A 14,988-nucleotide genomic window follows, 5' to 3' on the forward strand; every position below is an offset into this window, starting at 1 on the left:
CCCGCCGCCGAGTCCGGCGACGACGAGGAACGCGTCGACCTCGTGGACCGGGATCGAGTCGATCGCGCCCTGGACCTCGTCGATGTCCTCCTCCGCGATCTCCGCGCCCAGTTCGTTGTCCGCGCCGACGCCGTGGCCCTTCACGCGCGACTGGCCGATGAGGACGCGCTGGTCCTCGGCGATGTGTTCGAGCCCCATCAGGTCCGCCTTCGCCGTGTTGACCGCCGCCGCGGCTCGAACGATCTCGGAGCCCGTCCGCTTATCGTACTCCAAGAACTTGTCAACTACTTTACCCCCCGCCTGGCCGAATCCGATCATTGCGAGTTTCATCGTGTGCTCCCTCCGCGTTTGAAATGAACAGAACGTGATCTCGTATATAAGCCTTCGGTTGCCGTTACCAGCATTGAGATTAGGACAGTTGACACGTTCGCGGTCCCGGTCATCGGATCCCGAGGTGTTCGCCGAGCGTGGTCAGGTCAGCCGGGTCGACGCCGAAGGCTCCGACGTCGCTGTCGGCGGTCGTGTTGTCGAACTTCAGCGACCGGTACTGGTCCGCCCCCATCGGGAACCCGGGGACCGCGCCGAGGACGGAGAGGCCGACCTTCGCGAGCGGCATGGGGAGCGGGACGATGGTGACGCCCTTCTGTTCGGCCTCGTAGACGAGGTCCGTCACCTGCCGAAGCGTGAGCACCTCCGGGCCGCCGATCTCGTAGGTCTCGCCGACATGCTCGTCGTCGGTCACCGCGGCCGCGATCATCGGGACGAGGTCCTCGACGTGGATCGGCTGGAACCGCGTCTTCCCGCCGCCCGGGAGGGGGTACAGCGGGACGCCCGGCGCGAACATCCCCTTCAGGCGCTTGGTGAACGAGACGAACTCGCCGCCCTCGCCGAAGACGACCGAGGGACGGAAGATGGTCCAGTCGAGGTCGCTGTCGCGGACGATCTCCTCCGCCTCGCCCTTGGCGCGGATGTAGGCGGTGTCGCCGTTCGGGTCCGCGCCGAGCGCGCTCAGCTGGACGAACCCGTCGACGCCCCCGTCCTCCGCCGCGCGGACGAGGTTCGCCGTGCCGCCGCGGTGGATCCGGTCGTGCATGCGGTTCCCGCCGTCGGGTTCGAACAGCGGCGAGAGCGCCACCAGATTCACCACCGCGTCGTGGCCGTCGACGGCCGACGCGACGGAGTCGTAGTCAGTCACGTCCCCGCTGACGCCCGTCACGCCGTCCGGCGTCTCGCCGGGCGAACGGGAGAGCGCGGTCACCGCGTGGCCGTCGTCCGCGAGCGCGCGACAGAGATACGATCCGATGAAGCCGGTCCCCCCGGCTACCAGCACTTTCATACGATCCGTGTCACGTGGAAGGCCCGTAAACCTACCGCGACGTCAGACGCCCCCGAAATCGGGGGCAGTGACGGCCGTCGACGGCGCGATCAGTCGGACGACTGCTCGTCGCCGACCGGGACCGTCAACACCGGAACGGGGGCGGTGCGGAGCGTGCGCTCGGCGACGCTCCCGAGCAGGTACCGACCCGCGCCGGTCCGGCCGTGCGTCCCCATCGCGACGAGGTCCGCGCCGGGGTCGTCGACGTACGCCCCGATGCCGCGCGCGGCCGAGGAGGCGACCTCGACGGCTCCGACCGCCTCCAGCCCGGCGGCCTCGACGCGCTCGACGCCCTCGGCGACCGCGTCGTCCGCGTACCCGGAGAGGACGTCCGCCTCGACGTAGTCCCCGATACCGATCCCGCCGGTGTCGACGACCGAGAGGACGTGGACGGTCGCGCCCGCCCGCTCCGCGACCGGAAGGACCCGGTCGAGCGCGGCGGTCGCGGCCGGGCTGCCGTCGGTCGGGACTAGAACGTCCTCGTACGGGTACGGCACCTCATCGTCGCCCGGCCGGAGGGCCAACACCGGCACCAGCGACCGGCGGACGACGCGCTCGGTCGTGCTACCGACGAGGCGTTCGACGCCCTGCCGGCCCTGCGTGGACATGGCGACGAGGTCGGCGTCGACCTCCGCGGCGTACGCGGCGACCGTCTCGGGGACGCCGCCCTGCCGGACCGCCGTCTCCGCCTCGACGCCGCGCTCCGCGGCGCGGGCGGCCGCGTCCGCGACGATCGACTCGCCCTCTCGCTCCAGCACGTCCACCACGTCGCCGCCGATCCGGGTCACGCTGTCGCGGGTGGTGTCCGCGACGTGGAGGAGGTGGACCGTCGCGCCGTGGTCGGCGGCGACCGCCAAGACGTGCTCGAAGGCCGCCGCGGCCGCGTCGCTGCCGTCGGTGGGGACGCAGATCCGGTCGAACATACGGGCACGGTCGCGGCCGCGGGTGAAAAGCGCTCGCGTCCGCGCGGCGGGACGCACCGGTCGGGACGCGCGCGACGCGGACCGCGGAGCGAGGCGCGGTTACGCCGAGTCGCCGGGGGACTCGCCGGAGCCGTCGGACCCATCTCCGCCGTCGGGCGACCCCTCCGCGCCGTCGCGCCGAGTGACCCGCACCGTCGAGATGCGCGCGCCGTCGGTCGAGGTGACCTCGAAGGCGAACTCGGCCGCCTCGACGGCGTCGCCGACCTCGGGCGAGCGCCCGATCCGGTCGAGGACGTACCCGCCCAGGGTCTCGTAGCCGTCGCCGCTGAGGTCGGTCCCGAGCGCGTCGTTGACGTCGGCGAGCGCCACCGACCCGTCTGCCTCGTGCGTCCGGTCGCCGGTCCGCCGGATCGTGTGGCGGCTACCGGCGACGTCGAACTCGTCGCGGAGGTCGCCGACGAGCGCCTCGGCGACGTCCTCGACGGTGGCGATCCCCTCGAACGCCCCCCACTCGTCGATCACCGCCGCCATCTGGCGGCGCTCGTCGCGGAACTGGACGAGGAGGTCGCTCGCGCTCGTCGTCTCCGGGACCACGAGGATCTCCCGCGCCAGGTCGGTCGCGGTCGCGTCGTCGTCGCCCTCGGCGGTCGCGCGCAGCACGTCCTTCGCGTCGACGAAGCCGACGACGCGGTCGGCGTCGTCGCGGTCGACGACGGGATACCGGGTATGGCCGGCGTCGAGGACCGTCTCGCGGACCGCCGCCAGCGACGCGTCCGCGGGCAGCGAGACGACGTCGGGGCGCGGGACCATCAGCTCGCGGGCCGCAGTGTCGTCGAGTTCGAAGACGCCCTCGATCATGGCGACCTCGGACTCGTCGACGTGGCCGGCCTCGCCGGCCCGCGCCAGCACGCGCCGGATCTCGCGCTCTTCGAGCGTCTCGTCGCTCTCCGAGGCCGGGGGGACGCCGATCAGGCCGGTGAATGCGTTCGCCGTGCCGTTGAACACCGCGATGCCGGGCGAGAAGAGGAAGTACGCCAGCTTCATCGGCGGCGCGAGCAGCAGCGAGACCCGCTCCGCCTGCGCGATGGCGATGGTCTTCGGCGCGAGTTCGCCGAAGACGACGTGGAGGAACGTGATGAAGGAGAACCCGATCGCGAACGCGACGAGGTGGACCACCCCCTCCGGCAGGAGCGGCCCGAGGACGGGCTCGATGAGCGCCGCGACGGCGGGCTCGCCGATCCACCCGAGGCCGAGCGACGCGAGCGTGATCCCGAGCTGCGTCGCCGCGAGGTAATCGTCGAGGTTGGTCATCACCTCGCCGAGCGTCTCCGCGCCCGCCTTCCCCTCCTCGACCAGCTGATCGACCGACGTGGCCCGGATCCTGACGAACGCGAACTCCGAGGCGACGAAGAAGCCGTTGAGGACGACCAGTATCAGCGCGGCCGCCACCCGCGAGAGCGAGACGGCGACGGCTACCATCCGTTCCCCCCGGGCGCGCGACGGACCGGCGAGTCGACGGCCCTGCGTGAGTCGACGAACATGCCGGCCGTTCGCGGAGGGGTCACTAAAAAGGGCGGGCGGTCGTCGCACCCGGAAAGGGACGGGAGTCGACCGCCCGGCCGGACCCGGGTCGTTTATTCCTCGCCGCCGCGGAACGCCACCATGCTGATCACGCTGGAGGGGATCGACGGGAGCGGCAAGACGACGGTCTGGGAGGCGCTCCACGACGTGTACCCCGACGCGACGTTCACCCGCGAACCCACCGACAGCTGGTACGGCGAGGCGGTGGGACGCTCGATGGCCGACGCGGACGCGGACCCGCTCGCGGAGCTGTTCCTGTACACCGCCGACCACGCGAACCACCTCTCCGAGACGGTCCGGCCGGCGCTCGCGGCGGGCGATCTGGTGATCTCCGACCGCTACTCGGACTCGCGGTTCGCCTATCAGGGCGCGACGCTCGCGCGCGCCGACGCCGGGGTCCAGCGACCGTTGGAGTACGTCCGGGGGATCCACAGCGCGTTCTCGCGCCCCCCGGACGCGACGATCTACCTCGATCTGGACCCCGAGACCGCGGCCGAGCGCTCCGGTCGCACCGACAAGTTCGAACGCGACGGCTACCTCGCTGCCGTGCGCGACAACTACGAGCGCCTGATCGACGCCGACCCGGGTCGGTTCCACCGGGTCGACGCGTCGCGTGCGCCGGAGGACGTGATCGCGCGAGTCGAGGAGGTCGTGGCGGATCTGGTCGACCGCTGAACGCTCGCCTTCGGAGCCCTCAGCGCGTGTCGGGCAGTTCGTACTCGTCGGGCGAGGGGACGTAGAGGTAGTCGATCGCGATCCCCAGCGCCAGCGGGAGGCCGACGGTCAGCGCCAGCAGGATGGTCGAGCTGCCGACGTTGATGCCGGTGCCGACCCCGAGCGCGCCGGTGAAGACGATCGTCGAGACGAGAAGCAGGAGCGGGGTCAACACGAACGTGTACACGACGGACCCCCACGAGGTCGAGAGCCGGATCCGGAAGAACCGGGTCGCGACCCCGGCGAGGAACGTGTGGAACGCGACCAGCGCGAGGAGGCTGCCGAACCCGAACAGCGCGAGCATGGTCGCCGTACGGGCCGCCGACACTTCCCCCTATCGGCCTCAGACCGGCCCGCCGCCGCCCTGCTGTCGCGCGGCGGAGAGCAGGTCCGAGACGGGTGCCGTGTACTCGTACCCCGGAATCACGCCCTGGACGTACGTCCCCTCGACGAAGTCGATCAGCGCGCCCGCGTCGTCGACGCCGCGCCGCTCGTTGATATCGACGAGCGCGTAGGAGACCGTTATCTCGTCGCCGTCGCGCTCGACGGCCGGGTCGAACTCCCGGTCCTTCCGCGTGACGCCGCCGACATCGACGGCGCGGCGCTCGAACGTGTCGGCCCAGCCGTCCTCCACCACGTCCGCGACCCCGTCTGCCGCGACCGCGGAGAGCGTCGGCACGCGGACGGTGACGGCGAACCGGACTCGCCCCTCGTCGGCGGGTTCGGCCCGGACGCGCCCGTCGAACGCGGTCGTCGTCGAGACCCAGCCGTCGCCGTCGCGCTCGAACGACCCGTGGTCGCCGAACGCCCGCCGGACTCGGTCGGGGAGTTCGTCGGCCGCGTCGGCGCCGTCGTCCTCGGTTTCGGTCATACCGATCTGAAGGCGACGCGGCCTGAAAAGCCGCTCGCGTCGCCCGCGCGACTCCGGACCGCGCCCCCGTCACCGATACGGGCACGCCGAGCCGGTACGTCGGGCGCTTTTATGCGTCGACCGACGAGGCGAGGTATGGCAGACCGGTTCCGGTCCACGGAGGGACTGATCGACGCGCTCGCGGCCGCCGAGTTCGACCGACCGCCGGCGCTCGTGAGCAACGCCCACATCACCGGCCTCGGCGTCGCGCGCGCCCTCGACGCCCACGACGTGCCCGTCGTCGCGCTCGACCGCGCTGGCGGCGCGGGGGCGGGCGGCGCAGGCGGGGGAGACGCGGTCGCCCACGACGGGCTCGCTCCCCCCTCGGACGCGGTCGACTTCGCGGGGGCGGTGACGTACCCGCTCGACGACCTCGACGGGTTCCGCGAGGACGTGGAGTCGATCGTCGACGCGGCGGGCACCGAGGCCGTCGCGTTCGGCTGTATGGACGAGTGGGTGCTGTCGTACGCCGAGGCGGACCCCGACGGCGTCCGACTCCCGTTCGCGGGGAGCGACACGCTCGACGACGTGTTGAACAAGTCGGCGCTGTACGCGACGTGCGAGGCGCTCGGGGTCCCCTACCCGGAGACGTACCGGCTCGCGGAGACCGCGGCGAGCGGGACCCGCGAGGCGGACGCCACGGTCGAGGAGGCGGCCGACGCGCTCGGCTTCCCGCTGGTGGTGAAACCCGAGCTCAAGCGCGACTTCGAGGAGGCGTTCGGCACCAACGTGATCGAGGTCGCGGACCGCGGGGAGTTCGCGGACGTCGTCGCGGCCGCGAGCGAAGAGGGCATCGCCGTGATGGCCCAGAAGCGCGTCGACATCGCGACGGGCCGGGACCACTCGCTGGCCTCCTACGTCCCCCCGTCCGGAAGCGACGACGCCCTCGCGGTGGTCGGCAACGCCGCGGTGCGGTACCCGCGCAACTTCGGCACCTCCTGTCTCGTCGAGACCGCGGACGAGCCGGCCATCGAGGAGCGCGCGCTCGCCGTCCTCGACGACGCCGGCTACCACGGGATCAGCGAGGCGGAGTTCGTCTACGACGACGACCGGGGAGAGTTCCTGCTGCTCGACGTCAACACCCGGCCGTGGAAGTGGATCGGGATGCCGGTCGCCGCGGGCGCGAACCTCCCGATGGCCGCCTACGCCGCGGTCACCGACGCGACCTACGAGTCCGAGGGCGTCGAGCCGACCCGGTGGGTGTACCTCCGCGACTACCTCTCGCTGCTCGGGGGCGACGACGCGTTCTGGGACCAACTCTCGGCCGCCGACTGGCGGCGGCTCGTCTCCGGGGCGTTCGAGCGCGAAGGGAACCTGACGACCGGCGTCTACCGCCCCTCCGACCCCGGACCGGCGGCGAAGCTGTTCGAGACGGAGTTCGTCGACCGCGAGTACTACTGCTCCTGTTAAGCGACGGCGTTCCGAACGGGAGAGCGGGTCAGACTTGATCGCCGACGGAGTCGTCCCCGACGGGGATTTCCCAGAGGAGGATAGCCGCCGCCCCGACCACGAGGACGACCCCGGCGACGCCAAGCGCGAACAGGGGCGAGACGGCGTCGGACACGACACCGCTCCCGAGTTGGAAGGGCACGACGGCGAGGCCGCTGACCATCGCCATCGCGCTCAGGACGGTCGCGCGACCGAGCGTCTCCACCCGGTCGTTGACGTACTGTCCGGCGAACGACCGCGTGACGTCCGACACCCCTCGGATCAGGAGGAACGTCGGAATGGCGAGCACCGGGACGAAGTACATCCCGACCAGCGCGCCGCCGACGGCGAACGGGAGGACGAGGAACCACGTCCGCAGCCCGATCCGCCGCCGGATCGCCCCCGTGTAGTAGTTGAGTACCGCGCCGACGAGGCTGTACGCCGCGTAGAACCAGCCCAGCAGGGATTCGACCCGCGACTGCCCGATCCCGAGGTCGAGGACGACGGTCTCGAAGATCGGCTGGAGGAACACGAACGCGAGGTACGTGACCGCGGCGTACAGGACGTAGTAGTACAGCAGCAGCGACCGCAGCCGACGGCGCGAGAGGACGTCCCGCACGATGCGGACCGTCCGTCGGAGGCTCAGGTCCTCCGTGGCGGTCTCCTCGTACGTCTCGGGCTCGTCGAGCGTGAGCAGTACCGCGACGCCGAAGCTCGTCACGCCCGCCGCGACGAACCACGGGTACGAGAGGTCGACGCTCCCGAGATAGCCGCCCGAGACCGCCGCGACGGCCCCGACGGCCAACGCCGCCGACTCCCCGCGCCCCCGGACGCGAGCGAACTCGTCCTCGGAGAGGTCGTCGGTCAGCGTGTCGTAGAGCCACGCGTCCTCGCTTCCGGACCGGAAGTTGTAGCCCAGCGACCAGCAGACGTAGAGGGCGGCCAGCGCGAAGAAGGAACTCGAGAGACCGATCCCGAGGAGCGTCAGGGAGATGAGCGCGGTCCCGACGAGGAGGCTGTTTCGTCGCCCGACGCGGTCGCCGACGTAGCCGGTCGGGATCTCACCGACCAGCGTCGTCACGTTGTACAGCGCCTCCAGAACGGCGATCTGCGTGAAAGAGAGCCCCTGCGCCAGAAAGAACAGGTACATGATCGGGCGGTAGAACTCGACCGCCTTCGTCGCCTTGTAGGCGTAGTACTTCAGGATCGGTCCGGAGAGCGACTCCCGAAGGCCATCGCCAGTGCCACCGGCCATGCGTGCGGTGACGGACGGGGAGCCGAGGGGTGTATCCTGTTATTACGGGATCCCCCGATCGGCACATACACCGGAGCGTCTGGCCGGTACGGTGGCCCGATCGATGCGGAACACAACGATTAGTTCGCCCCCCGACGCAGGGCGTGTATGGACTTCTTCGAGACGCTCGCGGACCGGATCGAGGCCGTCGACAGCGTCGTCTCGGTCGGGCTCGACCCCGACCCGAGCCGGCTCCCCGACGCCGTGGCCGACGCCGACCTCCCGCGGTGGGCGTTCAACCGGCGGATCATCGACGCGACCCACGAGCACGCCGCCTGCTACAAGCCGAACGCCGCGTTCTACGAGGACCCGGACGGCTGGCGCGCGCTCCGCGAGACGGCGGCGTACGCCGAGGGGAAGGGCGTCCCCGTCCTGCTCGACGCGAAGCGCGGCGACATCGGCAACACGGCGCGGCGCTACGCCGAGGTGCTCGACCACGTCGACGCGATCACCGTGAACCCGTACCTCGGCCGCGACTCGCTCCAGCCGTTCCTCGACCGCGCGGACAAGGGCGTGTTCGCGCTCTGTCGCACCTCGAACCCCGGCGGCGCGGACCTCCAGGACCTCGAACTCGCCTCCGGCGAACCGCTCTACGAGCGCGTCGCGGCGCTCGCCGACGTGTGGAACGCGAACGGCAACGTCGGGCTCGTCGTGGGCGCGACCGCGCCCGCGGAGCTCGAGTCGGTCCGCGAGATCGTCCCCGAGATCCCGTTCCTCGTGCCCGGCGTCGGCGCGCAGGGGGGCGACGCCGAGGCCGCGGTCGAGCACGGACTCGCGTCGCGGCCGGACCTCCCGGTCGACGTCGGGCTCGTGAACTCCTCGCGGGGGATCATCTTCGCCGGCGAGGAGTCGAGCCGCCCCGGCGACGAGGCGACGTACTTCGGCGCCGCGGGCGACGCGGCGAAGCGACTCAAGAAGCGGCTGAACCGGCACCGCTGAGCCGCGGCGTCACGTCGCTGTCGAGCGTCGCCTCGCGCTAGCTCCGACCGGCGGCGCAGCCGGAACAGGCGCCGGCCGCCTCGTCCCAGTGGTCGTCGCAGACGGCGCGCCCGCAGCGGTCGCAGACGTGCTCCGCGGTCGCCGCCTCGCAGATCTGACAGAGTCCGGTGAGGCTCACGGCGGCGGTTGGGTCGCACGGCTTATGACCGTCGGGGGTGACCCTCGACCATGCGCCAGTTCGTCGTCATCGGCCGCGACGTCCCCACCGATCCGGACGCGATATCGCTGTCCGATATCCCGGGAGCCGGCCGGCTCGACCTCTGCTGCCGGTGCGTGAGCGCCGGCGTTTTTCTCTCGCACGGGATCCGCGAGTCGGTCCGCGTCCACCTCGTCGTCGCCGACGAGTTCACCGTCACCTTCGACGCGGACACCCTCCGCCACCTCCACCCCGACGAGCGCAACGTCGCCGCGCGGGTCCGCGACGCGCTCGACGCCCGAGACGAGGCGATCGGCCACATGCCCGCCGACGTCTCCCCCGGCGTCGAACTCCGCCGGATGGGCCTCGACGCGACGCTCGACCGACTCGTCGGCGAGGGCGGACGCGGCCCCGACGGGACGCTCGTCCAGCTCCACGAGGAGGGCGACCCGCTCGTCGACGCCGCGCCCCCGGCGGACCCCGTGTTCGTGCTCTCGGACCACCACGACTTCGCGCCGGACGAGGCGGCGTCGGTGAGCGACCGCGCCGAGCGCCGGCTCCGGGTCGGTCCCGAACTCCTCCACGCGGACCACGCGATCACGGTGGTCCACAACTGGCTCGACACCGACGGGTACACAGCCTACTGAGGCCGAGACGAATGCCGACGCTCCCGCCCGACCGCGAGACCGCGACCGCGCCCGACACCGACCCGCGCTTCGACGTCCCCCTGCGCGGAGTCGCCGTCGACCCCGAGACGCGCTGCGCGCACTGGGACGACCCCGTCGACGTGATCGCGCTCCGGTTCGGCTGCTGTGAGGCGTACTACCCCTGCGACGCCTGTCACGACGCGGCCGCCGACCACGAGGCGGTCCCGTGGCCCCGCGAGCGCTTCGACGAGCCGGCGGTGCTGTGCGGCGTCTGCGGGACGACCCTCACCGCGACCGCCTACCTCGACGGCGACGACGACGCCTGCCCCGCGTGCGACGCGCCGTTCAACCCCGGCTGTCGGGCGCACCGCGACCGGTACTTCGAGGGCTAACTTCTCCGACGGGGAGGAAGGCCGAACGGGATAACTCGGCTGACCGTGTGTGCGAAGAGCCGTCGCGAGGCTACTCCAAGACGCCCAAGTCCTTCGCGTGACGCTCGAGGTGGCTGTTCGCTCGCACGTCGGCCTCGGAGAGTTCGAGGGTTCGAACTTCGTACTCGTTTTCCCGGTTGTCGTACCGAGCGTAGCCGAAGTTCACCAGCTCACGGCGCAGGTGGATCGGCTCGGCGAAGTGCTCGCCGATGCGGCGGGTGAACTCATCGTTCTCGTAGACCTCGCCGACCTCGAACTCCCGGTCGAGCAGTTCCTCCAAGACGAGCAGTTTGAGCGCGCTGTTGCCCGGCATCGAGTCGTTCCGGCGGTGTTTCTCGAACACCGTCTCACGGTCCCGATCGAAGTCGAGTGTCACGGACTCGAAACGCCCGGTCGCGGAATAACCGTTCGGTACGTGTGCGAATTCAACCCACGGACCGAACTCTGACGGGCGGATCCGACTGCCCCCCTTTCGGAAGGATTAAAAGAACGAACGGCCTTCTGTCGAGTGCGGGCCGGTGGGGTAGCTTGGTATCCTTCGGCCTTCGGGTGGCCGTAACCACGATTCAAATTCGTGCCGGCCCACTACCCCCTTATACTTTTTCCAGCCTCTACTGACAGGTCTTAGCGGCTCTACGGGGTGGTCTGCGTGAGCCTATCTGACGGCTCAACAGGGCCAGCCCTGACGACGGACGGGCCTGGAGAGTTCTGGTGCCCCGCGTGTGGCTGTCGGTGTACTCGGAACTCGTCGAGTCAGCTCGAATACGGCCACGCGCTCGACTGCCCCCGGCGTCCTGACGACCTCACTGCTCCCGAACGGTGAGCCGGCCAGCTGCGCGCCGGTCCACCTCCCCACGGTTCCGGCACGATCGCGCTCACTCTCTCGAGGCGAGCCCCGACAGTCTCCCCAAGCGGTCGGCGACCTTGTGGTGCGTGAGGACCGGCGGACCCGGTCCGAACGCCGCCGACCGCGCACAGGCGACCGAAGGTCGCCAAACGAGCGGCGGTGCTGTCGCGGTCGCGGAGCGGTCGCGCACGCTTGGAGGTGGGCGATGAGCGCACCCGATGAACCGTCCGCGTCTTGGCCTTCCAAGGAGACTAACTCTGTAACGGCTTCTCTCACCGGTTTAGAGGAAGACGCCGATCCCATCGTTGAACGGGTGAGCGAGTTCGCGACCGAGTACCCCCACCTCGCCGATCAACCGCTCTCGGAGGCACACGGCCGGAAGCTCCGGCGCATCGTCACCGAAGCTGAATGGGAGAAAGAGTTTGTCGACCCTGATCACCCGCTCGAAGATTCGTTCGCTGTCGATTCGCTTCGCTCTCGATCCGCTGGGACGTGGCTCGACGCGATTCACGCTTTCCTGCGCGCTCATCACGAGTACAGCGGGATGATGGCCCGCTTCGAAGATCGTGAATCAGGCGATGAGTTCGACGTACCGCTCGCCGACGCGTGGGGGAAAGAGTACAGCAAGAAGCAGTACGCGCGGGCTCGCGCACTCCAGCGACAGATGTCCGGTGGAAAGCGTCCATCCGGTGGTGAAGCCGACCCTGCTTGGGACGACCCGGTGACTGTGATGCTCACCCTGACCGCCTCGTCGGTCCCCAACGGTGATCGACTGCCGCCTGTCGAGCAGATGGACGCGATTCACGATGCGTTCAGCTACGGCGGCGTCCGCGACACTCTCCGCAACGTGATGGAATATCACCTCGACCTCGACTCGGAGCAGTGGGGCTACTGGCTCCAGGCGGAACCGCACGGAATGGGCACCGCAGCTGACCCCGACAAAGACGCTGGTCTCAATGCCTGCTACACGCATATTCACGTCGGCGTCTACTTCGACGGAGCCGGATTCGGTGACCTCCGTCCGGTCGCTTCGGAGTTCGAACGAGTGATCGACAAACACCTAGAGGTGTGTGAGCCTGCTGGATGGTCGGCACACAACTACGACGCGATCGATGACTACCTCCAGGAAGACGACGGTTGTATTTCGATGAACGCAGACGTCGGTAACCTCGGCTCGTACCTCGCTGCGTACATGGGCGGATACACCGAGGATCTGCTAGACAAGCCGATCGAGTACATCGCATGGGGCGCGGTCTACTGGTCGGCTGCTCGCCAGCGGACCACCCGTTCGCAGACTGTGAACCAAGCTATCCGCGCCGATCGGTGCGAACAGCGCGCAGAGAATGAAGAGTCTGGACAGGTCGACGCTCATGGCGAGCGCATTCGGTGGGACGATGGTCGCGGCGCTGATGTCGTCTGCTCTTGCTGTGGATCGCCTTGGACTGTCGACCAAGACCAACTCGACGGCCCGCCCGAAACTGAACCTGCGCTCGACGACGATCTCCGATGGGCTGCTGACGCAGCTGCGCCAGCGCCAGAAACAGAGCGCGACCTATCTCTCGCCGAACGGTGGCCGAGCGCTGCCAGCGCGTGGTCATACGGAGAATCGCTCGAAAAGACGGTGATCCGTGACCGCGTCCGGGACTATCTCGACGTTCACGGCAGGGATATCTCTCTGCCGGCGATGCTGGCGCATCTGAATATCGACCCATCTTACAAGCAGTTCGTCGGCGAGATACTGAATGGTCAAATCGAACCTGAATCCGAAGCCTTCGACCGACGCTCGACGGAACCTGAGTTCGGTTACGAGCTGAAAGCGATCGTCGACCGCGACGGGAATGAACACGAACCCGGCGGTGGCGGCGTCGACATGGTGGCTCTAGAATTGCCGATAAAGAATATTATCCGGAATACTCGGCTCCGCCACGACCTCGCTCAAGGGGAGGTCTTCCGCGACGCCCGTACCGGGGTCGCAAGCCACAATCCAGAAACAATCGCTCGCAGGTTCGTCAACAACGGGATCATGGACCCCAATGTCGCCGACCGGCTCCTAGTTGTCGAAGACTATCACGTGAATAATCCGACAATGACTCGGGAAGAGCCCCGTCCTTGTATGTCACCTCCAGGCCAAAATTAGTCGACTCTGTTGAGATATCCAACACTTGATACAAATACCGTGCTGAGTACATCGTGTGTATGTAGCGGACTCAAAATTACAATATCCCACCGATGGTTATTTACATTTCTTGATTTTGCTCACTTTGATCCTCCGAATCCTCTCTAAACTCGGAGAAGTCGTCTCCACCGTCATCTGCGGTCATTACCGCTGCCTCAATTCGGAGGAAATCTTCTACTTCATCATCATCAACATGATCTGGTGTCTCGTCTACAAGATGTTCTGAACCCTCAGTATCTTCTTCTATCTCCCAAGTCATTTGATTACGAAACCCATCCTCAACGTGATGGCCGCGCACTCTTGCTTTTTTATCTCTTGGATCATCTACAAAAGAAACTTCTCTAGCTTCTATATCTCTTAATATCCGGCTACAAATCACACCATTATATGCAATTCCTTGGAGATGGGGACAAGTATCGTAGTCTTCCCCGCATATGGAACATTCGTACGTATTAACAATCAACCCAGGGCTGACGAATTGTTGCGGAGGAAAAATGGAACTCTCAATTGATCCCAATTTCTCTTGATAAGTCTTTACGTTACAATAGCGTGCAATTGAATCGGCAGCAATTGCACTTGAGGCATATTCTTGTGCATCTACAAGATCAGTCCACGCAGATTCCCAGTTTTCTTCTTTCAGTCGGATCCACATTCGTAATTCATGCCGTACTGCCTTTGCCATACAGATTAGAGCAAGTACCTGATTGGCTGCACGACCAGGTATTTCCTCATCTATTTGGAGATCTCGCTTTATTTCCTCAGCATAATCAATGAAATCGGATAGTGACCTGATAGCCTCTCTTTGATATTCGATACCCCTCGGTAGAAACGCGAAGCGTTCTGTATCAGTTACAGTTTCATGATAACTATCGACAACCTCCTCAACCAAAGAATGTACAAGAGCATCTTCGGGCGATTCACTCATTACTCTCTCTCCAATTCTGACGGTTCTTCAATGGCCCCATCATTAATTTCTTCATCCTCTTCCTGAACAGATTCATCTTCAACATCCTCAATTCTGTCGTACAGTTTGTCAGGAATTTCTTGCAACCCTTTCGCGGGCCCTTCGTATTCAAACTCGTATTTTGAATCATCCGATTCAGCTAAGATACTCAGACTAACCTCCCCGGATGTTCTTCTAGAATAGTAAATCGCCAATAATTCAAAGGTTACAACGACTATATCAGGGTTTTCCAAAATGAACTCTAAGGCGAAATAGAGAGATGGTAATGCGATATCAGCTCCGAACTCTGCCCGAGTTCCCTCACCGTCAATTTTCTCGACTTCCGCTATACCTTCTTGCTCCAATAATTTCTGGATCGTCGAAGACTCATCTGCATCTACTAATCTAGTAGAGCTTCCATCAACCGAGATCTCTCGGGGTAAAATTACAATATTGGAATCTTGGTCAATGCCTTCTTGATCAATATACTCGGGTACTGATTCAACTTCTGTGACCTCCAAACTCATGATTCGTTATAATAAACCAGCATAATAAATGCCTTCGTCCTACCCTACGTGGTCGCG

At 66.6% G+C, this 14,988-nt stretch carries 16 protein-coding genes, 1 tRNA gene and 1 pseudogene; 7 read left to right on the plus strand and 11 right to left on the minus strand.

Annotated features, from left to right (window positions below; genetic code table 11):
• The 4 genes and pseudogenes from C464_RS03700 to C464_RS03715 form a co-directional block, all read right to left on the minus strand.
• Positions 1 to 330 (minus strand): annotated as a pseudogene (locus C464_RS03700) (cell division protein); the annotation flags it as partial.
• Between the two features lie 109 nt (positions 331 to 439).
• A complete protein-coding gene (locus C464_RS03705) occupies positions 440 to 1,336 on the minus strand; it encodes a complex I NDUFA9 subunit family protein (protein ID WP_006112208.1) in 897 nt (298 codons plus the stop codon).
• 89 nt (positions 1,337 to 1,425) lie between these two features.
• Positions 1,426 to 2,298 carry a universal stress protein gene (locus C464_RS03710; RefSeq protein WP_006112209.1) on the minus strand — a complete coding sequence of 291 codons (873 nt, stop codon included), beginning with the start codon at positions 2,296 to 2,298 and terminating at the stop codon, positions 1,426 to 1,428.
• Positions 2,299 to 2,397: 99 nt separating this feature from the next.
• Entirely contained in the window at positions 2,398 to 3,777 is a 1,380-nt protein-coding gene (locus C464_RS03715; protein WP_006112210.1) for a hemolysin family protein, read from the minus strand.
• Positions 3,778 to 3,960: 183 nt separating this feature from the next.
• On the opposite strand from C464_RS03715, the gene tmk reads away from it, so the two are divergent.
• Entirely contained in the window at positions 3,961 to 4,554 is a 594-nt protein-coding gene (gene tmk, locus C464_RS03720) for a dTMP kinase (protein ID WP_006112211.1), read from the plus strand.
• A gap of 19 nt (positions 4,555 to 4,573) precedes the next feature.
• Here tmk and C464_RS03725 read toward each other — a convergent pair whose 3' ends face one another.
• The gene (locus tag C464_RS03725; protein ID WP_006112212.1) at positions 4,574 to 4,897 is read right to left on the minus strand and encodes a hypothetical protein; all 324 of its coding nucleotides are present in this window, start codon (positions 4,895 to 4,897) and stop codon (positions 4,574 to 4,576) included.
• Between the two features lie 39 nt (positions 4,898 to 4,936).
• Entirely contained in the window at positions 4,937 to 5,464 is a 528-nt protein-coding gene (locus tag C464_RS03730) for a DUF5813 family protein (protein ID WP_006112213.1), read from the minus strand.
• A 135-nt stretch (positions 5,465 to 5,599) separates the two neighbouring features.
• Between C464_RS03730 and C464_RS03735 the strand changes: the two genes are divergently transcribed.
• Complete coding sequence (locus tag C464_RS03735; protein ID WP_006112214.1) at positions 5,600 to 6,913, plus strand: carboxylate--amine ligase; 1,314 nt, start codon at positions 5,600 to 5,602, stop codon at positions 6,911 to 6,913.
• Between the two features lie 28 nt (positions 6,914 to 6,941).
• Here C464_RS03735 and C464_RS03740 read toward each other — a convergent pair whose 3' ends face one another.
• Positions 6,942 to 8,186, minus strand: coding sequence for an MFS transporter (locus C464_RS03740; protein ID WP_006112215.1), 1,245 nt, complete (start codon positions 8,184 to 8,186; stop codon positions 6,942 to 6,944).
• Between the two features lie 147 nt (positions 8,187 to 8,333).
• Between C464_RS03740 and pyrF the strand changes: the two genes are divergently transcribed.
• Positions 8,334 to 9,164 carry an orotidine-5'-phosphate decarboxylase gene (gene pyrF / locus C464_RS03745; RefSeq protein WP_006112216.1) on the plus strand — a complete coding sequence of 277 codons (831 nt, stop codon included), beginning with the start codon at positions 8,334 to 8,336 and terminating at the stop codon, positions 9,162 to 9,164.
• Between the two features lie 37 nt (positions 9,165 to 9,201).
• On the opposite strand, the gene C464_RS19150 is transcribed toward pyrF, so the two are convergent.
• Positions 9,202 to 9,342 carry a hypothetical protein gene (locus C464_RS19150; RefSeq protein WP_006112217.1) on the minus strand — a complete coding sequence of 47 codons (141 nt, stop codon included), beginning with the start codon at positions 9,340 to 9,342 and terminating at the stop codon, positions 9,202 to 9,204.
• Positions 9,343 to 9,392: 50 nt separating this feature from the next.
• On the opposite strand from C464_RS19150, the gene trmY reads away from it, so the two are divergent.
• On the plus strand, positions 9,393 to 10,007 hold the full coding sequence (gene trmY / locus C464_RS03750; protein ID WP_006112218.1) for a tRNA (pseudouridine(54)-N(1))-methyltransferase TrmY: 615 nt from the start codon (positions 9,393 to 9,395) through the stop codon (positions 10,005 to 10,007).
• An 11-nt stretch (positions 10,008 to 10,018) separates the two neighbouring features.
• Positions 10,019 to 10,399, plus strand: coding sequence for a CHY zinc finger protein (locus tag C464_RS03755; RefSeq protein ID WP_006112219.1), 381 nt, complete (start codon positions 10,019 to 10,021; stop codon positions 10,397 to 10,399).
• A gap of 70 nt (positions 10,400 to 10,469) precedes the next feature.
• On the opposite strand, the gene C464_RS03760 is transcribed toward C464_RS03755, so the two are convergent.
• Positions 10,470 to 10,814 carry a DUF2087 domain-containing protein gene (locus C464_RS03760; protein WP_006112220.1) on the minus strand — a complete coding sequence of 115 codons (345 nt, stop codon included), beginning with the start codon at positions 10,812 to 10,814 and terminating at the stop codon, positions 10,470 to 10,472.
• A gap of 136 nt (positions 10,815 to 10,950) precedes the next feature.
• Between C464_RS03760 and C464_RS03765 the strand changes: the two genes are divergently transcribed.
• Together C464_RS03765 and C464_RS03770 are read left to right on the plus strand one after the other, a co-directional pair.
• Positions 10,951 to 11,023 (plus strand) — tRNA-Pro (locus C464_RS03765).
• Between the two features lie 575 nt (positions 11,024 to 11,598).
• Positions 11,599 to 13,422 (plus strand): hypothetical protein, encoded by a 1,824-nt coding sequence (locus C464_RS03770; RefSeq protein ID WP_006112221.1) that lies wholly within the window; start codon positions 11,599 to 11,601, stop codon positions 13,420 to 13,422.
• A 100-nt stretch (positions 13,423 to 13,522) separates the two neighbouring features.
• Here the strand turns inward: C464_RS03770 and C464_RS18350 are convergent, their stop codons facing one another.
• Positions 13,523 to 14,386, minus strand: a complete 864-nt coding sequence (locus C464_RS18350) for a hypothetical protein (RefSeq protein WP_152420879.1) — start codon at positions 14,384 to 14,386, stop codon at positions 13,523 to 13,525.
• Positions 14,386 to 14,931: a hypothetical protein gene (locus C464_RS18355; protein WP_152420880.1), complete on the minus strand. Its 546-nt coding sequence runs from the start codon at positions 14,929 to 14,931 to the stop codon at positions 14,386 to 14,388. The genes C464_RS18350 and C464_RS18355 overlap by 1 nt, the downstream gene beginning before the upstream one ends.
• Between the last annotated feature and the right edge of the window lie 57 nt (positions 14,932 to 14,988).

It is taken from the genome of Halorubrum coriense DSM 10284 (assembly GCF_000337035.1).
In the GTDB taxonomy this organism is placed as follows: domain Archaea; phylum Halobacteriota; class Halobacteria; order Halobacteriales; family Haloferacaceae; genus Halorubrum; species Halorubrum coriense.